The 22,108-nt window shown below is 65.3% G+C and carries 17 protein-coding genes and 2 tRNA genes; 5 read left to right on the top strand and 14 right to left on the bottom strand.

Annotated features, from left to right (window positions below; translation table 11 throughout):
- Positions 1 to 13 precede the first annotated feature (13 nt).
- The 3 genes from AB0N24_RS17980 to ileS are packed head-to-tail and all read right to left on the bottom strand — an operon-like array spanning position 14 to position 5,172.
- Positions 14 to 457 (bottom strand): DUF4233 domain-containing protein, encoded by a 444-nt coding sequence (locus AB0N24_RS17980; protein WP_104173112.1) that lies wholly within the window; start codon positions 455 to 457, stop codon positions 14 to 16.
- Positions 458 to 459: 2 nt separating this feature from the next.
- Positions 460 to 1,818: a folylpolyglutamate synthase/dihydrofolate synthase family protein gene (locus AB0N24_RS17975; protein WP_364127101.1), complete on the bottom strand. Its 1,359-nt coding sequence runs from the start codon at positions 1,816 to 1,818 to the stop codon at positions 460 to 462.
- A 3-nt stretch (positions 1,819 to 1,821) separates the two neighbouring features.
- Positions 1,822 to 5,172, bottom strand: coding sequence for an isoleucine--tRNA ligase (ileS, locus tag AB0N24_RS17970; RefSeq protein WP_364127098.1), 3,351 nt, complete (start codon positions 5,170 to 5,172; stop codon positions 1,822 to 1,824).
- 362 nt (positions 5,173 to 5,534) lie between these two features.
- Between ileS and AB0N24_RS17965 the strand changes: the two genes are divergently transcribed.
- Positions 5,535 to 6,563, top strand: coding sequence for an endonuclease/exonuclease/phosphatase family protein (locus AB0N24_RS17965; RefSeq protein ID WP_364127096.1), 1,029 nt, complete (start codon positions 5,535 to 5,537; stop codon positions 6,561 to 6,563).
- Between the two features lie 18 nt (positions 6,564 to 6,581).
- On the opposite strand, the gene AB0N24_RS17960 is transcribed toward AB0N24_RS17965, so the two are convergent.
- A complete protein-coding gene (locus AB0N24_RS17960) occupies positions 6,582 to 7,343 on the bottom strand; it encodes an SDR family oxidoreductase (protein ID WP_364127093.1) in 762 nt (253 codons plus the stop codon).
- Positions 7,344 to 7,352: 9 nt separating this feature from the next.
- The gene (locus AB0N24_RS17955; protein WP_364127090.1) at positions 7,353 to 7,574 is read right to left on the bottom strand and encodes a DUF488 domain-containing protein; all 222 of its coding nucleotides are present in this window, start codon (positions 7,572 to 7,574) and stop codon (positions 7,353 to 7,355) included.
- A gap of 61 nt (positions 7,575 to 7,635) precedes the next feature.
- Between AB0N24_RS17955 and valS the strand changes: the two genes are divergently transcribed.
- Entirely contained in the window at positions 7,636 to 10,257 is a 2,622-nt protein-coding gene (gene valS / locus AB0N24_RS17950) for a valine--tRNA ligase (RefSeq protein ID WP_364127087.1), read from the top strand.
- Between the two features lie 423 nt (positions 10,258 to 10,680).
- Here the strand turns inward: valS and AB0N24_RS17945 are convergent, their stop codons facing one another.
- The 6 genes from AB0N24_RS17945 to AB0N24_RS17920 all read right to left on the bottom strand — a co-directional run bounded on the left by AB0N24_RS17945 (position 10,681) and on the right by AB0N24_RS17920 (position 15,954).
- Positions 10,681 to 11,295, bottom strand: coding sequence for a disulfide bond formation protein DsbA (locus AB0N24_RS17945; RefSeq protein ID WP_364127084.1), 615 nt, complete (start codon positions 11,293 to 11,295; stop codon positions 10,681 to 10,683).
- Positions 11,296 to 11,362: 67 nt separating this feature from the next.
- Positions 11,363 to 12,652, bottom strand: coding sequence for an ATP-dependent Clp protease ATP-binding subunit ClpX (gene clpX / locus AB0N24_RS17940; RefSeq protein ID WP_104173120.1), 1,290 nt, complete (start codon positions 12,650 to 12,652; stop codon positions 11,363 to 11,365).
- A 196-nt stretch (positions 12,653 to 12,848) separates the two neighbouring features.
- Positions 12,849 to 13,508 (bottom strand): ATP-dependent Clp protease proteolytic subunit, encoded by a 660-nt coding sequence (locus tag AB0N24_RS17935; protein ID WP_364127081.1) that lies wholly within the window; start codon positions 13,506 to 13,508, stop codon positions 12,849 to 12,851.
- A gap of 41 nt (positions 13,509 to 13,549) precedes the next feature.
- On the bottom strand, positions 13,550 to 14,158 hold the full coding sequence (locus AB0N24_RS17930; RefSeq protein ID WP_364127284.1) for an ATP-dependent Clp protease proteolytic subunit: 609 nt from the start codon (positions 14,156 to 14,158) through the stop codon (positions 13,550 to 13,552).
- A 256-nt stretch (positions 14,159 to 14,414) separates the two neighbouring features.
- Positions 14,415 to 15,812 (bottom strand): trigger factor, encoded by a 1,398-nt coding sequence (gene tig / locus AB0N24_RS17925; protein WP_364127078.1) that lies wholly within the window; start codon positions 15,810 to 15,812, stop codon positions 14,415 to 14,417.
- Positions 15,813 to 15,879: 67 nt separating this feature from the next.
- A tRNA-Pro gene (locus tag AB0N24_RS17920) sits at positions 15,880 to 15,954 on the bottom strand.
- 154 nt (positions 15,955 to 16,108) lie between these two features.
- On the opposite strand from AB0N24_RS17920, the gene AB0N24_RS17915 reads away from it, so the two are divergent.
- Positions 16,109 to 16,182, top strand: a tRNA-Gly gene (locus tag AB0N24_RS17915).
- A gap of 96 nt (positions 16,183 to 16,278) precedes the next feature.
- On the opposite strand, the gene AB0N24_RS17910 is transcribed toward AB0N24_RS17915, so the two are convergent.
- The 3 genes from AB0N24_RS17910 to AB0N24_RS17900 form a co-directional block, all read right to left on the bottom strand.
- A complete protein-coding gene (locus tag AB0N24_RS17910) occupies positions 16,279 to 17,208 on the bottom strand; it encodes a DNA-formamidopyrimidine glycosylase family protein (protein WP_364127076.1) in 930 nt (309 codons plus the stop codon).
- Positions 17,208 to 17,702: a ribose-5-phosphate isomerase gene (locus AB0N24_RS17905; protein ID WP_364127074.1), complete on the bottom strand. Its 495-nt coding sequence runs from the start codon at positions 17,700 to 17,702 to the stop codon at positions 17,208 to 17,210. The genes AB0N24_RS17910 and AB0N24_RS17905 overlap by 1 nt, the downstream gene beginning before the upstream one ends.
- A gap of 113 nt (positions 17,703 to 17,815) precedes the next feature.
- Entirely contained in the window at positions 17,816 to 18,817 is a 1,002-nt protein-coding gene (locus tag AB0N24_RS17900) for a hypothetical protein (RefSeq protein WP_364127072.1), read from the bottom strand.
- Positions 18,818 to 18,962: 145 nt separating this feature from the next.
- On the opposite strand from AB0N24_RS17900, the gene pepN reads away from it, so the two are divergent.
- On the top strand, positions 18,963 to 21,515 hold the full coding sequence (gene pepN, locus AB0N24_RS17895; RefSeq protein ID WP_364127069.1) for an aminopeptidase N: 2,553 nt from the start codon (positions 18,963 to 18,965) through the stop codon (positions 21,513 to 21,515).
- Positions 21,516 to 21,604: 89 nt separating this feature from the next.
- Complete coding sequence (locus AB0N24_RS17890) at positions 21,605 to 22,084, top strand: OsmC family protein (RefSeq protein WP_364127067.1); 480 nt, start codon at positions 21,605 to 21,607, stop codon at positions 22,082 to 22,084.
- The last annotated feature ends 24 nt before the right edge of the window (positions 22,085 to 22,108 follow it).

Raw genomic sequence — 22,108 nt, 5'->3', positions numbered from 1 at the left:
GTTTGAAAATAGTCTAGTTGGTTTCGCCGTCGGGGTGGGCGGCGTCCCACTCGGCCTGCTCACGTTCGCGCTGCGCGGCCTCGCGGTCGATCCGGATGCCGGTCCGGATGCCGTACCACCAGGCCACGGCAAACAGGATACCCACGACGAACATCATGGGCTCAAGGAATCCGGTGAAGATCAGGACCAGCTGCAGAATCCACCCCAGGGCCACACCCCACGGCTTGGACAGCACGGCACAGGTGAGCACGAGCACCAGGCTCAGCACGATGCCCACCGAGAGAATCACTGCCGGCGGGAACTCGTCGCGCCGCAGGCCGAAGACCGCCAGTGTGGCGAAGAACGCAACGAACCCCTCGAGCACCAGGACCGTGGAGGCGAACATGACCTTGGTGGAGCGCCGCTTCTTGGGCATGCCCGGCCGCCACTCGCGCTGCGCCTTTGTGAGTCGAGCCATTGTCAGGCGTCCGCCTTTCCGAGCAGGATCCGGGCTTCCGCCACGAGCGTGATGGAACCCGTCACCAGGACGCCGCCGGCGAGGTCCTCGTTGGCTTCGGCGTGCTCCACGGCCCATTCCAGGGCGTCGTCGAGCTTTTCGGCCACATGGATGTTGTCTTCGCCGAAGCCCAGGTCCAGCGCCAGTTCCGCCAGGTCCTCGGCCGTTACTGCCCGGGGCGAGTTGGACTGGGTGAAGCAGTATTCCGCGGAGAGGTCGCCCAGGGACTCCTTGAGCTGGCGGAGGATCTCCTCGGCGTCCTTCTCCTTCAGGACGCCCACAACCAGCACCAGTTTGGTGAAGCTGAAGGCTTCGTGGATGGTTTCGGCCGAAACCCGGATGCCCTCGGGGTTGTGGGCGGCATCCACGATGATGGTCGGCGCAGTGCGGAGGACTTCCAGGCGGCCCGGAGAGGTGACCGAAGCAAACGCCTCCTGGAGGATTTCGGCGTCAAGGGCCTTTTCGCCGCCGAAGAACGCCTCAAGCGCGGCAATGGCGACGGCGGCGTTCTCCGCCTGGTGCGCTCCGTGCAGCGGAACGAGCAGTTCCTCGTACCGTCCGGCCAGGCCCTGGATGGTGACCATCTGGCCGCCGACGGCAACGGTCCGCGACTCGACGCCGAACTCCACGCCTTCGAAGCGGTACGGGGCTTGGACCTCCCGGGCCTTTTCCAGCAGCACCTGGGCGGCGCCGACGGGCTGCGCGGCGCTGACCAGGAAGCCTCCCGGCTTGATGATGCCCGCCTTTTCGCGGGCAATGTCTTCGGTGGTGTCGCCGAGCAGGTCCGTGTGGTCCAGCGAGATGGGAGTCACCACTGCCACCTGGCCGTCACCGACGTTCGTGGCATCGGTAATGCCGCCCAGGCCCACCTCCATAACAGCCACGTTGACCGGCTGGTCGGCAAAAACGGCGAAGGCCAGGATGGTGAGGCACTCGAAGTACGTCAGCCGGGGCTGACCCTCGGCCTCGAGCTCGCCGTCCACGATCTGCAGGTACGGCCGGATCTCGTCCCAGATCCGGACGAAGGTCACATCCGATACCGGTGCACCGTCGATGCTGATCCGCTCGGTCACCTTGGACAGGTGCGGGCTCGTGTACCGCCCGGTGCTCAGTCCGTGGGCCCGGAGCCCGGCCTCGATCATGCGGGCCGTGGATGTCTTGCCGTTGGTGCCGGTGACGTGGATGATCGGGAACGCCTTGTTGGGCTCCCCCAGTACATCCATGGCCCGGAACAGCGGCGCAAGGCGGGGTTCCATCTTGTTTTCGGGCGCGCGGCCCAGCAGTTCGGCGTAGACGCTCTCTACGGAAAATTCGTCTGTCATTGCTTAGGCCTCTACTTTTTCAACGCTGATCTGCGGTTCTGCGGAGTCTGCCGCAACGGTTCCAAGGTCCACAGTCAGGGTTTCGGTCCTGATGAGTCCGGCATTGGCCTCCAGCGCGTCGATGACGTTCTGCGCGGCGGTCACGGTGGTGCGGATGCGGTCGCTCACGTTGAGTCCGGCATCCTTGCGGGCCTGCTGGATGGCACGGACCATGTCCCGGGCCAGGCCTTCGGCTTCGAGTTCCGGCGTGACCTCGGTGTTGAGGACCACGAAGCCGCCGCCAGGCAGCACCGCAGCGGCACGCGAACCGGCTCCCTCGGCGGCCTCCGCCACGACCGTTTCCAGCGTGTATTCCTGCGGCTCGAGGACGAGTCCGCCCGCGGTGACCACTCCGGCGTCGTCCACGGACCAGTCACCGGACTTGGAGCCCTTAATGGCCTGCTGGACGTTCTTGCCCAGGCGCGGCCCGGCGGCCCGTGCATTGACGACGAGCTTCTGCTCGATGCCGAACTCCTCCGGGGAGGCGCTGTCGGCGTCCAGCAGTCGGACGGAACGCAGGTTCAGTTCATCGGCGACGACGGCGGCAAAGCCTCCCAGCGCATCCGCGCCGGGTGCCACGACGGTGAGCTCCTGCAGCGGCAGGCGGACCCGGAGGTTTGCAGCCTTGCGGAGCGAGGATCCGGTGGAACAGATCTGCTGGACCCGGTCCATCGCCTCGACGAGTCCCGGGTTGGCCGGGAAGAGCCCGGCGTCCGGCCAGTCGGCCAGGTGGACGGAGCGCCCGCCGGTGAGGCCGCGCCAGATCTCTTCGGAGACCAGCGGCAGCAGGGACGCCGCCACCCGGGAAACGGTCTCCAGCGCGGTGTAGAGCGCGTCGAAGGCGTCGACGCTCTCGTCGAAGAAGCGCTGGCGGCTGCGGCGCACGTACCAGTTGGTGAGCATGTCCAGGTAGCTGCGCAGTTCGTCGCAGGCGCCGGAGATGTCGTAGCCGTCCAGCTGGGCGGTCATGTTGCGGACCAGGTCCCCGGTGTTGGCCATGAGGTACTGGTCCAGCGTGTCCGCGTAGCCGTCGTAGCGCAGCTTCGCGTCGTAGCCCTTCGCTTGTCCTGCAGCAGCGTTCGCGGCGTTCGTGTACAGCGTGAAGAAGCTGTACACGTTCCACAGCGGCAGGATGACCTGGCGGACGCCGTCGCGGATTCCCTGCTCGGTGACCACAAGGTTGCCGCCGCGCAGGATGGGGCTGGACATCAGGAACCAGCGCATGGCGTCGGAGCCGTCGCGGTCCAGGACCTCGGAGACGTCCGGGTAGTTGCGCAGGCTCTTGGACATCTTCTGCCCGTCCGAACCGAGCACGATGCCGTGGCTGATGACGTTGCGGAAGGCCGGCCGGTCGAACAGCGCCGTGGACAGGATGTGCAGCATGTAGAACCAGCCGCGGGTCTGCCCGATGTACTCGACGATAAAATCTGCCGGGTTGTGGGTGTCGAACCACTCCTCGTTCTGGAACGGGTAGTGGACCTGGCCGTAGGGCATGGAGCCGGAGTCGAACCACACGTCCAGTACATCCTCGACGCGGCGCATCACGGACTGGCCCTCTTCGGGGGTGCGCGGGTCGTCGGGGTTCGGGCGGGTCAGTTCGTCGATGAACGGCCGGTGCAGGTCAACCTGCCCGGCTTTGTTCAGCGGGAGCCGGCCGAAGTCAGCCTCGATCTCGGCGAGCGAACCGTAGACGTCGGTGCGCGGGAATTCGGGGTCGCTGGACTGCCACACCGGGATGGGGCTGCCCCAGTAGCGATTGCGGCTGATGGACCAGTCGCGGGCGTTGGCCAGCCACTTGCCGAACTGGCCGTCCTTGACGTTGCCGGGGATCCAGTTGATCTCCTGGTTCAGCTCGGACATGCGGTCCTTGAACTTGGTGACTTCCACGTACCAGGAGGACACTGCGCGGTAGATCAGCGGATTGCGGCAGCGCCAGCAGTGCGGGTAGCTGTGCTCGTAGCTGGCCTGCCGGACCAGGCGGCCCTGGGCGCGCAACACCTGCGTGATGGGCTTGTTGGCCTCGAACACCTGCAGTCCGACGATGTCGTGCAGGTCGCCGTGCGAGAACAGCGGCAGGAACTTGGCGCCCTCGTCCACGGAGAGGACCACGGGGATACCGGCCTCTTCACAGACCTTCTGGTCGTCTTCACCGTAGGCGGGCGCCTGGTGGACGATGCCGGTGCCGTCGGTGGTGGTGACGTAATCGGCCACGAGGAAGCGCCAGGCGTTCTCCGTGCCGAACTTCTCGGTGTCGCTGAAGTCGGTCCAGAGCGGCTGGTACTGCAGGCCGGCGAGCTGGGCGCCGGTGTACGTGGCGGTGACCGCGGCCTCGGCGGCCTCAACGCCTGCGGTGCCGTCGCCGTAGCCCAGGTCCTTGGCGTAGGCGCCCAGCAGGTCGGCGGCGAGCAGGAAGCTCCCCGAGACGGGGGCCTCGGGGGACGCCGCCTTGATGCCGTTGGGACCGGCCGGCAGCACGGTATAGGTGATGGCGGGCCCGACGGCGAGCGCCAGGTTGGTGGGCAGCGTCCATGGCGTGGTGGTCCAGGCGAGCGCCTGCACGCCGGCGAGCTGCCTGGACAGTTCCGACTCCCCTGCCGTGATGGGGAACGTGACGGTGACGGTCTGGTCCTGGCGGTTCTTGTAGACGTCGTCGTCCATGCGAAGTTCGTGGTTGGACAGCGGCGTTTCGTCCTTCCAGCAGTACGGCAGGACCCGATAGCCGTTGTAGGTCAGGCCCTTTTCATGCAGCTGCTTGAAGGCCCAGAGCACGGACTCCATGTATTCGACGTTGAGCGTCTTGTAGTCGTTGTCGAAGTCCACCCAGCGGGCCTGGCGGGTGACGTAGCTCTTCCACTCGTCCGCGTACTTCATCACGGACGCGCGGCAGGCGTCGTTGAACTTGTCGATGCCCATGGCCTCGATCTGGGTTTTGTCCGTCATGCCCAGCTGCTTCATTGCCTCCAGCTCGGCGGGAAGGCCGTGGGTGTCCCAGCCGAAGCGGCGCTCGACGCGGCGGCCGCGCTGCGTCTGGTAGCGGCCCACCAGGTCCTTGGCGTAACCGGTCAGCAGGTGGCCGTAGTGCGGCAGGCCGTTGGCGAAGGGAGGGCCGTCGTAGAAGACGAATTCGTTGCTGCCGGGAGCCCCACCGGGTGCGTCTGCGCTGCGCTGGTCGATGCTTGCCTGGAAGGTGCCGTCCTGGTCCCAGTACTTGAGGATCCGTTCTTCGATCTCCGGAAACTTCACGGAGGCAGACACGCCAGAGGCGATGGAACCGGAGCCTGACGGTGCGGCTGAGGCCTTGGGGTAATAGGTCATCTCGACATCCTGGGTTGAGCTAGTGAACAAGTGGATCATTCAGGATGCGAGGACGGCCCGTACGCTGTCTTTCAACAGCACCGGCACCGCGGTACCACCTCACTTACCGTCGCCGGACCCCCGTAATGGAGAGCACCGGCGTCGGCCGCTCATTGCTGCTGTGACGGGCTTACCCGTCCGGTTCTACTGCTTCGGGTCCTGCGCCGCAGGGCCCGAAGGTTCTTCCGGAAGCTCACCGGTGATGGCCGGGTCAAAGCTGATACCCGATTCTACCCAGAGTTGCCTCAGATTACCCCAATTTGCTGTATCGACGAGGTGATCCGGGGCATACGCGGGCATCTGGAATGCATAGACTCGGGCGCATGACCATCTCCACACCGGTTTCCGCCGCAACCAGCCGGCCACAGCGCCGCCGGTCCGTCGCATGGCCGCTGCTCGCCGTGCTGGCCTCGGTGCCGGTGGCGGTCCTGTCCGTCTTCCGCGCCATTCCGGCGGAATGGCCTACTCCCGTCGTCCAGCTGTTGTCCTTCACACCGTGGCTGGTGATCCCGGCCGGCGCCGGGTTGCTCCTCGCCGTTCTTGGCCGACGTCGGTGGCTGGCCTGGGTGACTGCCGTCCTGATGGCGATCCAGCTCTTTTGGCTGTTCCCGCTGGACCACGGCCGGAGCATTCCCGAGACCGGTGCGCCGACGGTGCAGGTGACGGCCATGAACATCAATTCGGAATATGGCCAGGCGGATGCGGCGGAAATTGTGCGGCTGGTCCGGGAGAACGGCGTTACGCTGCTGACCGTCCAGGAACATTCGCAGGCCCTTGAGGACAGGCTCGCGGCCGCTGGGCTGTCCGCTTTGCTGCCGAACAGGATCAGCGACCCAACGGACGACGCCGCCGGTAGCGCCACCTACTCGGCGCACCGCATGGAAGCGGTTGGCATCGTGCCGGATACGCCGTTCCAGATGCCGATCATCAGGGTCACCGTTGAAGGCACGGGAGCGCCGGCGGTCCTCGAAATAGCGAACGTCCATGCGCTGCCGCCGGTGGACGTCCGCATTGGCCAGTGGCGCAGCGACCTCGCAGCCGTGGCCCGCCTGGCCGCGCGGCCCGGCAACCGGCTGCTCATCGGCGACTTCAACGCCACGTACGACCACACCGAGTTCCGCGCGCTCCTCGACGGCGGCCACGGTGGTCGGAAAATGGTGGATGTTGGGACGGCCGCCGGAATGCGCCTGGTCCCCACCTGGCCGATGGGAGGGCCCCGGCTGCCCGGTATTGCCATTGACCATCTCGTTACCAGCCCCGGCATCACCGGTTCCGGGTACGCAGTCCATCGCGTGCCCGGAACGGACCATGCAGCGGTCGTGGCGACGCTGAGCGTCCCGGCTGCCGGTTAGAACTCGGGGCCCGCTTGCTCAGGCCTGCTTGCGGATGAGCTTGTGGGTGGCGGCCTGCGCCACGGGCCGGATCACGATCTGGTCCAGGTTAACGTGGTGCGGCGCCGTGACAGCGTAGCGGACCACATCGGCGACGTCTGCGGCCGTGAGCGGCTTCTCGACGCCCTGGTAAACCTTGCCGGCAGCCTCCTGATCGCCCAGCCTGTTGAGTGCGAACTCCTCGGTGTGCACCAGCCCCGGGGCAACCTCGATGACCCGGAGGTTGTGTTCCACCTCTTCGAGCCGCAGCGCATCGTTCATGGCGTGCTGGGCGAACTTGGCCGCGTTGTAACCGCCGCCGCCCTCATAGGCGGTCAGTCCCGCCGTCGACGTCAGGTTCAGGACTGTTCCCTCGCCGCCGGCCCGCAGCATCGGCAGGAAGGCACGCGTCAGTTTCATGGTGCCCAGGACGTTCACCCCGAACATCCACTCCCAGTCTTCCGTCTTGGCATCCGCGATCCTGTCCGCTCCGCGCGCACCGCCGGCGATGTTGATGAGGGTGTCAATGCCGCCTGCCTGCGTCACTTCGGCCAGGAGCCGCTCCACGTCAGAGTCTTCGGTGATGTCCGCAGGGACGGCCGTGGCTCCCGTTTCCGCTGCCAGTGCGGCGAGCCGGTCCGCGCGGCGGGCGACTGCAAAGACCCTCCACCCCTCAGCCGTCAACGCACGGACCGTGGCTTCGCCGATTCCTGTGCTTGCTCCCGTAACTACTGCTGCCTTCGTGCGCTTTTCCTCAGTCATGGCACCACCCTAGCGCCGGAGGAACTCCAGCAGCACACGGGCGTGGTTGACCTCCGGGTCCCTGGCGCCGTACAGCAGAGTGATGCGGCGGTGCTTCCCCGCCAGTTCCTGCAGGGCGGCCACGGCCGGGTTGTTTTCGAGTTCGGCCTCATACTGGACACGGAAACCGTCGTCGTCGGCCGGTTCATCGTAGATGCGTTTGGTCACCAACTGGCGGTCTTCGTAGTCCATACCGGGATGCTAGTGCAGGGAGACGCGCAGGCGATGGAAGAGATCATGAAACAATTGCTCCATGGCTGAAGACAAACAGGGTACAGACACGCCCACCACTGCCCCTATCAATGTTCCGGACAAGCCCGCCCTTGAGGGGTTGGAAGCTGCCCTGACGCAGCGCTGGCTTGACGAAGGGACCTACAAGTTCAATCGGGAAACCACCAGGGAGCAGGTCTACTCGATCGACACTCCCCCGCCCACGGCGTCGGGGTCCCTGCACGTGGGGCACATGTTCTCCTACACCCAGACCGACGTCCTGGCGCGCTACCAGCGCATGACCGGCAAAAACGTCTTCTACCCGATGGGCTGGGACGACAACGGCCTGCCTACCGAGCGCCGCGTCCAGAACTATTACGGCGTTCGCTGCGATCCGGCAATTTCCTACGACGCCGCCTACCGCCCGCCGGCAGAGCCGGCCAAGAACCAGCGCGACTTCGACGTCGTTTCGCGCCGGAACTTCATCGAGCTGTGCGAGGAGCTCGCCGTCGAGGACGAGAAGGTCTTCGAGAACCTCTTCCAGACCCTGGGCCTCTCCGTTGACTGGGACCTGACCTACCGCACCATTGACGACAAGTCCCGCGCCATCTCCCAGCGCGCCTTCCTGGCCAACCTGGCCGCCGGCGACGCGTACATGGCCGAGGCACCCACCCTGTGGGATGTCACGTTCCGCACCGCCGTGGCCCAGGCCGAACTCGAGGACCGCGAAGTCGCCGGCGCATACTACCGCTACCCGTTCTTCACCGAGGACGGCGACAAGATCTACGTCGAGACGACCCGCCCGGAGCTGCTGGCCGCCTGTGCCGCCCTCGTAGCGAACCCCGACGACGAGCGGTACCAGCCGCTGTTCGGCAAGAAGGTCACCTCCCCCCTGTTCGGCGTTGAGGTGGAGGTCAAGGCGCACCATCTCGCCAAGGCGGACAAGGGCTCGGGCATCGCCATGGTCTGCACCTTCGGCGACCTCACCGACGTCACCTGGTGGCGCGAACTGCAGCTGCCCACCCGCGCCATCGTGGGCCGCGACGGCCGGATCATCGGTGACACCCCGGACTGGATCACCACCGGCGAAGGCCTCTCGGCCTTCGAGTCAATCGCCGGCAAGACGGTCTTCAGCGCCAAGGAAGCCGTTGTCGAGCAGCTGTCCGCCGCCGGGCTCCTCGACGGCGAGCCCAAGAAGATCATGCACCCGGTCAACTTCTTCGAGAAGGGCGACAAGCCCCTCGAAGTGGTGACGTCCCGCCAGTGGTACATCCGCAACGGCGGCCGCGACGAGGACCGCCGCGAACGCCTGATCGGCCGGGGCAAAGAAATCGAATTCCACCCGGCATTCATGCGCTCACGCTACGAGAACTGGATCTCCGGGCTTAACGGCGACTGGCTCGTGTCCCGCCAGCGCTTCTTCGGCGTGCCGGTGCCGGTCTGGTACCCCCTGGATGCCGACGGCAACCCCGAATACGATGCGCCGATCGTCCCGTCCGACGCGCAACTCCCCGTGGACCCGGCCGCCGACGCCGCCCCCGGCTACGAAGAAGCCCAGCGCGATGTGCCGGGCGGTTTCACCGGCGACGCTGACGTCCTGGACACCTGGGCCACGTCCTCGCTGACACCGCAGATCGTGGGCGGATGGAGCACGGACGAGGCACTCTTTGCCAAGGTCTACCCCTTCGACGTGCGCCCGCAGGGGCACGACATCATCCGGACGTGGCTCTTCTCCTCCGCCGTCCGCGCCGACGCGCTGCAGGACACCGCACCGTGGAAGCACGCGGCCATCTCGGGCTGGATCCTGGATCCGGACCGCAAGAAGATGTCCAAGTCCAAGGGCAACGTGATCGTCCCGACCGACGTCCTCAACGAGTACGGCTCGGACGCGGTCCGCTACTGGGCGGCATCGGCCAAACTCGGCGCGGACACCGCCTACGAGATCGCCCAGATGAAGATCGGCCGCCGCCTGGCCATCAAGCTCCTCAACGCCTCGAAGTTCGTCCTGAACCTCGGTGCCACGGAAAACTCGGTGGTTTCCACGGATCTGTCCGTGCTGACCAACCCCTTGGACCGCGCGGTACTGGCGCAGCTCTCGGATGTCGTGGCACAGGCCACCAAGGCATTCGAAAACTACGACTACGCCCGTGCCCTCCAGATCAGCGAAAGCTTCTTCTGGCAGTTCACCGACGACTATGTGGAGCTCATCAAGGACCGCGCCTACGGTGCCGCCGGCGAAGCCGAGCAGGCGTCCGTGCTGGCGGCCCTGGCCACCTCCCTGGATACCTTGCTGAGGCTGTTCGCACCCTTCCTGCCCTTCGCCACCGAAGAGGTCTGGAGCTGGTGGCGCACCGGGTCCGTGCACCGCGCCGAGTGGCCGGCGCCCCTGGATGTGTCCGACGGCGACACCACCATGCTCGCAACTGTCGGGGTCGCGCTGAGCGGCATCCGCAAGGCCAAGTCCGAGGCGAAGGTCAAGCAGCGCACTGAGGTCCTGTCCGCCACGATCACCGCCACGGAGTCACTCACCACGCAGCTGAAGGCCGGCCTTGCAGACCTGAAGGCAGCCTCCAACGCACGCGAACTGACCCTCGTGGCAGGCGAAGGCGAACTCACCGTCAGCGATGTTGTGCTGGCCCAGCCGGAGGAAGCGCCAAGCGCCTAGCCCCCGGCCCGCCCGACAAAACCTGTACGGGCAAACATGAAGCCCCATCAGCGTCCTGCTGGTGGGGCTTCTGTTTTAGCTGCGCCCCGGCTTTGGAGCTCCGCCTGTTTTTGGGCAAAGGGGAAGCCCCATCAGCGTATTGCCGTTGGTGGGGCTTCGACTTTCGATTGTCTCGTGACGTCTATGACAACCTGGCGGAATCCTCGGAAGTTCAGGTCTTCCTACCTCGTCACTGGTAGCCAGCTTCTGACTTTGCCGAAGGCTGCGTCAGATGCGTGTCACTGAATCTTTGGTTTCCGTGTCCCTCTTCTTTCGAAGTGGGTAAGAACTATTGTTGTCCCACCTACGGCGAACCGCAATAGGCCCGGAAGAACTACATGGCAGTAATTCTCCCGGGCCCGAGCGTCCGTCCAGGCGATGCCGTCAGTTGAATTCAGGCCGCTCGGTGCGGCTGCGCTTGATCTCGAAGAAGTGCGGGTATGCGGCCAGGGTCACCGCGGCGTCCCACAGGCGGCCGGCTTCCTCGCCCCGGGGAATGCGGGTCAGCACCGGACCAAAGAACGCCGTGCCGTTGAAGGCCACCACCGGGGTTCCCACGTCCTGCCCCACGAGGGAGATGCCCTCTTCGTGGCTGGCGCGAAGCTGCGTGTCGAAGGCGTCCGAGGACGCCTCGGCTGCGAGCCCGGCGGGAAGCCCGCACTCCGCCAGCGCTTTGCTGATCACAACGCCGAAGTCCTTTTCGCCGGCGTCGTGGATCAGGCTGCCCATGGCGTCATACAGGGGCTTGATGACGTGGTCGCCATGCTGCTCGCGGGCGGCGATGATGACGCGGACGGGCCCCCAGGCCTTGTCCATCGCTTCGCGGTAGCCCGGGTCCAGCTCGCGTCCCTCATTCAGGACGGCAAGGCTCATCACGTGCCATTCGGTCTCGATGTCGCGGACTTCCTCCACTTCGCCCACCCAGCGGGATGTGATCCAGGCGAAGGGGCACAGGGGGTCGAACCAGAAGTCGGCTTTGCTCGCGGTGGTTTCAGGCACGGAAATCTCCTCGTAAAGTCATCAGGGCATGGCGCGCATCAGGCGCACATCTACCAAGAGCGAAGAACTAAGCGGATTTATTCCGACGCTTCGCCACTACGTCGTGGGCGATCATGGTGGGCTGGGCCTTCTTCGCCACCACGTCGGCAGTGATGACTACACTGGCGATGTCGTCCCGGCTGGGGAGGTCGAACATCACCGGCAGAAGCACTTCCTCCATGATGGCGCGGAGTCCGCGGGCGCCGGTGCCCCGCTCCAGTGCCTGGTCGGCGATCATGTCCAGCGCTGCCTCGTCGAACAACAGCTCAACGCCATCGAGCTGGAACATCTTCTGGTATTGCTTCACTAGGGCGTTCTTCGGTGTGGACAGAATCTGGATCAACGCGGGCCGGTCCAGGTTCGAGACCGTGGTGATAACGGGAAGCCTGCCGATGAATTCCGGGATAAGCCCGAACTTCAGCAAGTCCTCCGGCATGACCTCGCCGTACGAGTCGGAGTTGTTCTTGACCTCGTTGAGCGGGGCGCCGAAGCCGATGCCCTTGCGGCCGGACCGGGAGCCAATGATGTCCTCGAGGCCGGCGAAGGCTCCGGCGACGATGAACAGCACGTTGGTGGTGTCGATCTGGATGAACTCCTGGTGCGGGTGCTTGCGGCCGCCTTGCGGGGGAACCGAGGCCACCGTGCCTTCCAGGATCTTCAGGAGCGCCTGCTGCACGCCCTCACCGGAGACGTCCCGGGTGATGGAAGGGTTTTCGCTCTTCCGGGAGATCTTGTCAATCTCGTCGATGTAGATGATGCCCTGTTCGGCCTTCTTGACGTCATAGTCAGCGGCCTGGATGAGCTTCAGGAGAATGTTTTCGACGTCCTCGCCAACGTACCCGGCCTCGGTCAGTGCCGTGGCATCCGCGACGGCGAACGGGACGTTGAGCCGCCGTGCCAGCGTCTGTGCCAGGTAGGTCTTGCCGCAGCCGGTGGGGCCGATCAGGAGGATGTTCGACTTGGCGATTTCGACGTCGTCGTGATGGACGCCTTCGGCGAGGCTACCGCTCTTGGGGGCGTGGCCGGCCTGGATGCGCTTGTAGTGGTTGTACACGGCGACGGCGAGGGAGCGCTTGGCAGGCTCCTGGCCGATGACGTATTCCTGCAGGAAGTCGAAGATCTCACGCGGCTTGGGCAGTTCAAAACTGCCGAGGTCCGCTACTTCCGCGAGCTCCTCCTCGATGATCTCGTTGCAGAGCTCAATGCACTCGTCGCAGATATAGACGCCGGGCCCGGCAATGAGCTTGCGCACCTGCTTTTGGCTCTTTCCGCAGAAAGAGCACTTCAGCAGATCCGTGCTCTCGCCAATCCGAGCCATATGTGAACCCCTTAGTATCCTGCTGCTACCGCAGCACTGCACCGGTTGCTGGAATCACGGTGGGTCCGGAAGGTCCGGCCGTGACATGTTCCACTCTAGGTCACATTCGGCCTGAGGGGTGGAACCTTACGCGTTGAAAACGAAAGCCGGTGCGGTCCATTTTCCATGAACCGCACCGGCTCCGCGTGTCGTGCTGCTACCTGGTGATCGCCTGCGGCTTGATCTTGCGGGAATCAAGGACCTGGTCGATCAGGCCGTAGGACTGTGCTTCTGCCGCGGTCAGGATCTTGTCACGCTCGATGTCGTTGTTGACCTGCTCCGAGGTACGGCCGGAGTGGTGCGCCAGGGTGTCTTCGAGCCAGGCGCGCATGCGCATGACTTCCGCGGCCTGGATCTCGAGGTCCGACGCCTGGCCGCCCTGGCCACCGGACAAGGCCGGCTGGTGGATCAGGACGCGTGCGTTGGGCAGTGCCAGCCGTTTGCCCGGCGTACCGGCTGCGAGCAGGACCGCTGCGGCACTTGCCGCCTGGCCCAGGCACACAGTCTGGATCTCGGGACGGATGTACTGCATGGTGTCGTAGATGGCCGTCATGGCGGTGAAGGAGCCGCCCGGGGAGTTTATGTACAGCGTGATGTCGCGGTCCGGGTCGGTGGACTCAAGCACCAGCAGCTGTGCCATCACGTCGTCAGCGGAGGCGTCGTCCACCTGGACACCGAGGAAGATGATCCGGTCCTCGAAGAGCTTGGTGTACGGGTCCTGGCGCTTGAAGCCGTAGGGGGTGCGCTCCTCGAACTGCGGCAGCACATAACGGCTGGTGGGCAGGTTCCCGGCAGACGATCCGAAATTGTAGTTCATGTTCATTTCTCCTGGAATCATTTCTGTCTTTGTGCCGGTTACTATTCCGAGCCGCTGGCGTTTTGTGTTCCGCCGCCGCCGGCTACAGATCCCGCGTGTGCGGCGATCTTGTCGAAGAAGCCGTACTCGAGGGCTTCGGGAGCCGTAAACCACTTGTCGCGGTCGTTGTCCTTGAGGATGGTATCGACCGTCTGCCCGGTCTGGTCGGCGGTGAGTTCCGCCATGACCTTCTTCATGTGCAGGATGAGCTCGGCCTGGATCTTGATGTCCGAGGCCGTGCCGCCGATGCCGCCGGACGGCTGGTGCATCAGGATGCGGGCGTTCGGGGTGGCGTAGCGCTTGCCCTTGGTGCCCGAGGAAAGCAGGAACTGCCCCATCGACGCCGCAAGACCGGTGGCGACCGTTACGACGTCGTTCGGGATGAACTGCATGGTGTCGTAGATGGCCATGCCGGCGGTTACAGAGCCGCCGGGCGAGTTGATGTAAAGGTAGATGTCCTTATCGGGGTTCTCCGCTGACAGCAGCAGCAACTGCGAGCAGATCGCGTTGGCGTTCTCATCGCGAACCTCGGAGCCAAGCCAGATGATGCGCTCTTTCAGCAGGCGGTTATAGATGTAGTTGTCCTGGGCTGCCGGATCGACAGTTGCCATCCGGGGTGCCCCTGCTTGCTGTGACATATGTACTTACCTCTCGCTGGCGACGGTGACGTCACGGTACGACGTCACTGAAAATCACTACTTGGACACTAACCGGTTTCGCGGCCGTTTTGTTCTCGCAGATCGCACTGTTCGCTGACGGCGCACGATTGCCGCAACCCCGCCAGCGTTCCGGAGTTAAGCCGCCGTTCCGGGGTTAAACGGGGGAAGCCCCCGGATCAGGGATCCGGGGGCTTCCGTGCAACGTGTGTTAGAACTTCACTGCTGCGGGGTCGTCGCTGGGGGCGACTTCCTCGGCGGCGGCTTCGCTGTCAACGGCGGGAGCCTCTTCAGCCTCAGCGGCAGGAGCTTCTTCGCCGCCGGGGCGGACGAAGTCGCTCAGGTCAACCTTGTTGCCCTCGGAGTCGGTAACCTCGGCCTGGCCCAGCACCACGGCCAGGGCCTTGCGGCGGCGGACCTCGGAAACCATCATGGGAACCTGGCCGGACTGATCGATGATCTGGGCGAACTGGTTCGGGTCCATGCCGTACTGGCTGGCCGTGGTCACGATGTAGTCGATCAGCTCGTTCTGGCTGACGCCGACCTCTTCCTTGTCCGCGATGGCGTCAAGGATGATCTCGTTCTGGAAGGCACGCTCGGTGTTGGCCTTGACCTCGGCGCGGTGCTCCTCGGTGTCGTGCTCGCCTTCACCGTGGGAGTTCTCAGCCTTGAAGTGCTGCTCCAGCTGCTCTTCGACAACCGAGGCGGGAACGGGAACCTCAACGAGCTCAACGAGCTTGTCCAGGACCTTGTCGCGTGCCTCGACACCCTGCTCGACAACCTTGGCTTCGGAAGCCTGCTTGGCGAGGTCCGCACGGAGTTCGGTCAGCGTGTCGAACTCGGATGCCAGCTGGGCGAAGTCGTCGTCAGCCTCGGGAAGCTCGCGCTCCTTGACGGACTTGACCACTACCTTGACCTGGGCACCTTCGCCGGCGTGGTCGCCGCCTACGAGGGTGGTTTCGAAAATGGCGTCCTCGTCGGCGCTGAGGCCGGTGACGGCTTCGTCAAGGCCTTCGAGCATGGTGCCGGCGCCAACCTGGTAGGACAGGCCGGAGGCGGAGTCAACTTCGGCGCCGTCGATCGAGGCGGTGATGTCGATCGTCAGGAAGTCGCCGTCGGCGGCCGGACGCTCCACGGACTTCAGCGTGCCGAAGCGGCCGCGGAGTTCGTCGAGTGCCTTGTCAACGTCTGCTTCGGAGGACTCGGCAGCGGCAACCTCAACCTTGATGCCGGCGTAGTCCGGCAGCTCGATCTCGGGACGGATGTCGACTTCAGCGTGGAACTTGAGTTCGCCGTCGGTCGCGGAGGGGTCCGGAACTTCGGTGATTTCAACCTCGGGACGGCTCAGCGGGCGGATTCCAGTCTCCTGGACAGCCTCCTGGTACCAGCCGTTGAGGCCTTCGTTGATGGCCGTCTCCAGCACGTAGCCGCGGCCAACGCGCTGGTCGATCAGCTTTGCGGGGACCTTGCCCTTGCGGAAGCCAGGTACCTGGATCTGCGAAGCAACAGTCTTGTATGCCTCTTCGATGCTGGGCTTCAATTCCTCAAAGGGGACCTCAACATTGAGCTTGACCCGCGTGGGGGTGAGGTTCTCGACAGCGCTCTTCACAGTCTAAGTACTCCTGGTTTTTGTGGGATGGGTTTCTGCAAACGCAATGATCTGACAAGCTGCAGAGTCGGGGTGACAGGATTTGAACCTGCGACTTCCTGCTCCCAAAGCAGGCGCTCTAGCCAAGCTGAGCTACACCCCGTAAGTGCACAGAACAGTCTACGGTGATAACGGCCGGATATGCACATTTGACACTGGGGCCCTGAATTAGGTTTAGTTATATCCGGCTCGAGCAGCCGACCGGAAGTAATGCATCAGCCGCAGTGATCACCAGCAGCGGCCGGAAGCATTCCCACGGGGACGTAGCTTAATGGTAAAGCCTCAGTCTTCCAAACTGATTACGCGGGTTCGATTCCCGTCGTCCCCTCCAGGACAGTCCCGCAAGGACACAAGCAGGACAACAGGAAAGCCCCTCTCCGGAGGGGCTTTCCTGTTCGCCCGGCACCTTTGCCCGGGTTTCCGGGCATTACGTCCCCTGCTGGCACACGGGGCACCAATAGAGCTTGCGCGCAGCAAGGTCCGTCAGCGCCACCGCGGTTCCGCAGTTGCGGCACTCGAGGCCGTGCCGCCGGTACACGAAATGCGACTCGTCCGGCGCCGGCAGTCCGGCGGCGGGGTCCGTCCAGTAGGTCGGCGGCGTGGTGATGATCCTGCCGTCGCGGACGCCGTCGGACATCATTGCGACTGTATCCTCCCACAGTCCTCCCGCCGCCTCCGCGTCCAGCGAGCGGCCGGGCAGCCAGGGATCAAGGCCCTGGCGGAAGAGGAGTTCGGCCCGGTAGACGTTCCCGACGCCGGCGATCACCTTCTGGTCCATCAGCAGCGCAGCGAGGGGCGTCCTGCGTGCCCGTACGCCCGCGACGAAGCCTTCCTTGTCCCCGGCAAGGTTCCGCAGCGGGTCCGGACCCAGCCGGGCCAGGACGGCGTCGGCTTCTGCCTCGGTGATGGCGTGGCACGTAGTGGCGCCCCTGAGGTCCGCCCAGCCGTGCGCGCCGGCCAGCCGGACACGGACGGCACCGACCGGCGCGGGAGGGCCCTCGTACCCGGAACTGCCGCCAGCGGATTCAAAAGCAGCGTCGGCTGCCGCGCCGTCGTCGAACATTTCCCGCTCCCCCACCTTCCGGGGCGCGCCGATGCTGGAAGCGCCGCGGAACGTGGCGTCACCGCCGAAGTCCCAGGCGCCGTAGAGGCCCAGGTGCACGTGCAGGACGAGCCCGTGGTCGAAATGCAGGAACAGGTGCTTGCCGTGGGCCACGGAGGCAACCAGGGTGCGGTCGTTCAGCAGCGCCGCGCCGTCAGTGAACCGCCCCTGCGGACTGGAGACGGCGAGGCGCTGCCCGGAAAATACGTCCGAAAACTGGCGGGCCAGCCGGTGGACCGAATGCCCCTCCGGCACTAGGCGATAACCTTGCCGGTGTTCTCGTAGGCAGCGATCTTGCCGATGCGGCGGACATGGCGTTCATCGTTGCTGAACGGTTCCTGCAGGAATGCCTCGATGATTTCCGTTGCTTCGTCCACGCTGTGCTGGCGGCCGCCGACTGCAACGACGTTGGCGTCATTGTGCTCGCGGGCAAGTGTTGCCGTGGACAGGTTCCAGGCGAGCGCCGCACGGACGCCCTTGACCTTGTTGGCGGCGATCTGCTCGCCGTTCCCGGAGCCGCCGAGCACGATGCCCAGGGCGTGCACTCCTGCAGCCTGGTCGGCCACGACAGCGAGCGCTGCGTTGATGCAGAAGGACGGGTAGTCGTCCAAGGCGTCGTAAGCCTTGGGCCCGTGGTCCACCACGTCGTAGCCCTTCGCTGTGAGGTGGGCTACCAGGTGGGCGCTGAGCTCCATCCCGGCGTGGTCGGTGGCGATGTGGACGCGCGGAAAGTCGGAAGAGGTGGTCACGGCAGTGTCCGTTCAGTCGTTAGCACCGGTAGGCTTCCGGGCTGCTTCGGGGGTCGGCTCCAAGCGTACTAGGACGCAGGCGGTGGGTGCCCGCCATGAACACTCTGCGGACGTCAGGGCTGGGGCGGGCGCTTCTCCCCGCGGGCCCGGGCAGCCACCCGGGACAGGACGGCGGCCACCCGTTCGGCGGAGTCGGTGCTGCCGCCGCTGACGGCCACCTTCTTGCCGTCCGCACGGTTGACGACGACGGCGGGGCCGCTGCTGACCAGCATGGCTGTGGTTCCGCCGTGGTGCCGGTAGCCCCATCCGCCGTAGTCCGCGGCACGGACGTCCGCGGGTGCAGCCGAGGCAATGGCCGCGGCCGGAACCTCCATCACGCGGACGAATCCTGCGACGAAGACCCGCAGCCCGCTCCGGTCGACGATGACCCGGGCGAAAAGGAAGGCCGCCGCCAGCACCGCCAGCACCACCAGCAGGGCGCCCAGCCAGGGGACGGCGATGGAGACCAGTGCCGCCGGGAAGAGCGACGCGACGCCGAGCATCACGAACACCGAACTGCGGGCATGAACCCACAGCCGTACGGAATCCGTCGCCAGTTCCGGGTCGAGTTCGCGTTCCAGTGCCTCCTGCAGGGCCCGGTCATCGTCCACCGACCACTGTTCGTCGGCTTTGAACACAAACCCGATGATGACGCCGAGCGCCAAGGCGGCCCCGCTCCCGAGGGCGAGCACCGACATGTCGACCCGTGCCTCGCGGACGTCGGCGATGCCCGCCTGCCCCACCAGCACAGCAGCCAGTGCCGTGGTGACAAAGAGGCTGATGCCCAGGCCGGCGCCCATCATAATGCGCCGCATCACAGCGGGCCGACTCAAAGGCACCGCCTGCCCCAGGGCCAGCCAGCCCACCGCCGCGATGATCAGGCCGCCGAACGTCACAAAGGATGAGAACGGCGCAAAACCGGCCGGCCCGGCCTCGGACCAGCGCACTGCCATGGGGTCCGGCACGTCCGGCCCGAGCAACAGTGCACACACGACGAATGCGGCGGCCAGCAGCACAGGGAACCCCACCGCGAACCGCAGCGCCTTGGCGTCCACCGAATCCCTGATCTTTCCCATACCCCAACGCTACTCCGCGCCGGCACCGTGTGATTCACCTAACTTGCCAACGGGCAATGAAGTGAAAGAATAACTTCACAGTGCCGGTGATCACTGTTGCCGGCCGGCAACCGCAACCCTTTCTGGAGGCCCCACATTGCCAGGTATGAACCTGACGCGCGCCGAAGCCCGTGAACGCGCCGACCTCATCTCCGTTGAGTCCTACGACGTCAGCCTGGACCTGACCCGGGGCGACAAAGTCTTCGGATCCACCACCGCCGTGACGTTCAGCGCACGCCCCGGCTCCTCCACCTTTATCGATGCGGTCACCCACAAGGTCCACAGCGTTATGCTCAACGGCATCGAGCTGGATCCCGCCGAGGTGTCCGACGGCATCCGCATCCAGCTTCCGGACCTCGCCGCGGAGAACAACCTGCTGGTGGTGGCCGAGGCTCCGTACATGAACACCGGCGAAGGACTGCACCGGTTCGTGGATCCGGTGGACAACGAGGTCTACCTGTACACGCAGTTCGAGGTCCCTGACTCACGCCGGATGTTCGCCGTGTTCGAGCAGCCCGACCTCAAGGCGAGCTTTACGTTCACCGTCACTGCGCCGTCGCACTGGGACGTGGTGTCCAACTCCCCCACGCCTGTGCCCATCGAGACCATTCCCGGCGAGGGTGGCGGCGCCCGTTCTGTCTGGGAGTTTGCCCCCACTCCCCCGCTCTCCTCGTACGTGACAGCGTTGGTCGCTGGCCCGTACCAGTCCGTGCGCAGCGAGGTGAAGTGCGCCGACGGACGGGTTGTTCCGCTGGGAGTGTTCGCGCGGAAGTCGCTCATGCAGTACCTGGATGCGGACAACATCTTCGAACTCACCCGCCAGGGGTTCGAGTTCTTCGAGGCACAGTTCGGGTGCCCGTACCCGTTCGAGAAGTACGACCAGCTCTTTGTCCCGGAGTTCAATGCCGGGGCGATGGAGAACGCGGGCGCCGTCACCATCCTGGAAGGTTATGTGTTCCGCGGCAAGGTCACGGGCGCGCAGATTGAACGCCGCGCCATCACCGTGCTGCACGAACTCGCGCACATGTGGTTCGGCGATCTTGTGACTATGCGCTGGTGGAATGACCTGTGGCTCAACGAATCGTTCGCCGAGTACATGTCACACCTGGCTGCGGTGGAGAACACAGAGTTTGACCACGCCTGGACCACGTTCGCTTCCGTGGAGAAGTCGTGGGCGTACCGCCAGGACCAGCTGCCCACCACGCACCCCATCTTCGCCGAGATCAACGACCTGCAGGACGTCGAGGTGAACTTCGACGGCATCACGTACGCCAAGGGCGCCTCGGTGCTGCGCCAGCTCGTTGCGTGGGTGGGGCCGGAGCAGTTCATGTCCGGGGTCCGCGAGTACTTCATCAAGCACGCCTGGAAGAACACCGAGCTCAGCGACCTCATGGTCGAACTGGAAAAGGCCAGCGGCCGCGACCTTGACCAGTGGGGGCGGCTGTGGCTGGAAACTGCCGGCGTCAACACGCTGACGCCGGACGTCGCGGTGGACTCCACCGGCGCAATCACCTCCTTCGCCATCGTGCAGTCAGCGGTCGCCGAGCAGCCCACCATCCGGCCGCACCGCCTCGCCGTCGGCTTCTACAACCTCACCGACGGGCAGCTGGTCCGGGTGCACCGCGAAGAACTGGACGTCGACGCCGAACGCACAGAGGTGCCCGCCCTGGCCGGCCTGCAGCAGCCGGACCTGGTCCTGCTCAACGATGACGACCTCGCCTATGCCAAGGTCCGCCTCGACGCGAAGTCCCTGGCTACTGCTACGGCACACCTGAAGGACTTCCGGGAGAGCCTTCCGCGCACGCTCGTCTGGGGCTCGGCCTGGGACGCCGCCCGCGACGGGGAATCACCGGCACGCGGCTACGTCGAACTGATCCTGGCCAACATCGCTTCCGAATCCGATTCCTCCGTGATCCTGGTCCAGCTCCGCCAGCTGGCCACAACCCTCACTTATTACGTTGCCGAGGAGCACCGGGAAAAGACGTCCGTGGCCGCAGCGGATACGCTCTGGGACCTGGCCGGCGCAGTTCCGGCGGGCTCGGATGCGCAGCTCCAGTTCGTGAAGTCGTACGCCCTGCTGGCCCGCAGTGACAGCCAGCTGGATACGGTATCGGCACTGCTGGAGGGCTCCGCCGTGCTGGACGGACTCACCGTCGACCAGGACCTGCGGTGGGAGCTGCTCGCCTCGCTGGTGGCCGGCGGACGGCACGGCCAGGACCGGATCGACGCCGAACTCGAGCGGGACAACACGGCCAACGGCCAGAATGCGGCAGCTTTGGCCACGGCGGCCATTCCCACGGCCGAGGCAAAGGCTGCAGCCTGGGAGTCCATCGTGGTCAAGGGCGAATTCTCCAATGCCCTGCAGGCCTCCGCGGTGGCAGGCTTCACGCGCGTGCTGGATCCGGCGCTGTTGGCGCCGTACACGGAGAAGTACTTCGACGCCGTCCCCGGGATCGTTGCCAACCGCACCCACGCGCTCGCCCAGCAGATCGTCGTCGGGCTTTACCCGTCCCAGCAGACCACACAGGCCACTGTGGACCGGACGGACGAGTTCCTGGCCACCCTGCCCGAAGACAGCGCCGCCCTGCGGCGCATGATGCTGGAGAACCGCGACGGCGTGGCCCGCGCGCTGCGGGCCCGCCAGGCCGACGTCGGGTAGTCACCGGCGTTTGCCGAAACGAACCAGAACCCCTGAGCTGCCCGCTGCAGTTCCGGGGTTCCGGCGTTTGCCGTTACTAGACTTGCGGCATGACCCTTGATGAGCACCGTTACGCCGTGACTGTCCGATGGACCGGGAACCGTGGAGACGGAACGTCGACGTACCGCGGGTACTCCCGGGCGCACGACATCGACATCCCCGGACTTCCTACCCTCAAGGGGTCCGCGGATCCCACGTTCCACGGGGAAAAGACCCGGTACAACCCCGAACAGCTGCTGCTGACCGCCCTGTCGCAGTGCCACATGCTGTCGTTCCTCCACGTGGCCGTGAAGCAGGGCGTGGTAGTAACGGCCTACGAGGACCGCGCCGAAGGCCTGATGCGGACCAACCGCGACGGCAGCGGCCAGTTCGAGTCCGTCACGCTCCGGCCGCAGGTGACACTTGCGGCCGCCGTGGACAACGCCCTGATGGAACAGCTCCATGAAGAGGCAAACAAGGTCTGCTTCATTGCCCGCAGCGTCAACTTTCCCGTGCTCCACGCACCGACGACAGTCGGCCCGGGAGCCTGACCGCTGCTATTGGCCGGCGGTAGT

Origin of the sequence: Arthrobacter sp. NPDC093128 (assembly GCF_040683875.1) — a bacterium.
Classification (GTDB): domain Bacteria; phylum Actinomycetota; class Actinomycetes; order Actinomycetales; family Micrococcaceae; genus Arthrobacter.
This window is presented reverse-complemented; position numbering and strand designations above follow the sequence as displayed.

Bases quoted from the DNA above. Each gene is read 5' to 3' on its own strand.
- ileS (WP_364127098.1), bottom strand. From the start codon at position 5,172: ATGACCTATTACCCCAAGGCCTCAGCCGCACCGTCAGGCTCCGGTTCC.
- AB0N24_RS17975 (WP_364127101.1), bottom strand. From the start codon at position 1,818: ATGACAGACGAATTTTCCGTAGAGAGCGTCTACGCCGAACTGCTGGGC.
- AB0N24_RS17955 (WP_364127090.1), bottom strand. From the start codon at position 7,574: ATGGACTACGAAGACCGCCAGTTGGTGACCAAACGCATCTACGATGAA.
- valS (WP_364127087.1), top strand. From the start codon at position 7,636: ATGGCTGAAGACAAACAGGGTACAGACACGCCCACCACTGCCCCTATC.
- AB0N24_RS17960 (WP_364127093.1), bottom strand. From the start codon at position 7,343: ATGACTGAGGAAAAGCGCACGAAGGCAGCAGTAGTTACGGGAGCAAGC.
- pepN (WP_364127069.1), top strand. From the start codon at position 18,963: ATGAACCTGACGCGCGCCGAAGCCCGTGAACGCGCCGACCTCATCTCC.
- AB0N24_RS17900 (WP_364127072.1), bottom strand. From the start codon at position 18,817: ATGGGAAAGATCAGGGATTCGGTGGACGCCAAGGCGCTGCGGTTCGCG.
- AB0N24_RS17930 (WP_364127284.1), bottom strand. From the start codon at position 14,158: ATGGCAACTGTCGATCCGGCAGCCCAGGACAACTACATCTATAACCGC.
- AB0N24_RS17980 (WP_104173112.1), bottom strand. From the start codon at position 457: ATGGCTCGACTCACAAAGGCGCAGCGCGAGTGGCGGCCGGGCATGCCC.
- AB0N24_RS17890 (WP_364127067.1), top strand. From the start codon at position 21,605: ATGACCCTTGATGAGCACCGTTACGCCGTGACTGTCCGATGGACCGGG.
- AB0N24_RS17935 (WP_364127081.1), bottom strand. From the start codon at position 13,508: ATGAACTACAATTTCGGATCGTCTGCCGGGAACCTGCCCACCAGCCGT.
- clpX (WP_104173120.1), bottom strand. From the start codon at position 12,652: ATGGCTCGGATTGGCGAGAGCACGGATCTGCTGAAGTGCTCTTTCTGC.
- AB0N24_RS17965 (WP_364127096.1), top strand. From the start codon at position 5,535: ATGACCATCTCCACACCGGTTTCCGCCGCAACCAGCCGGCCACAGCGC.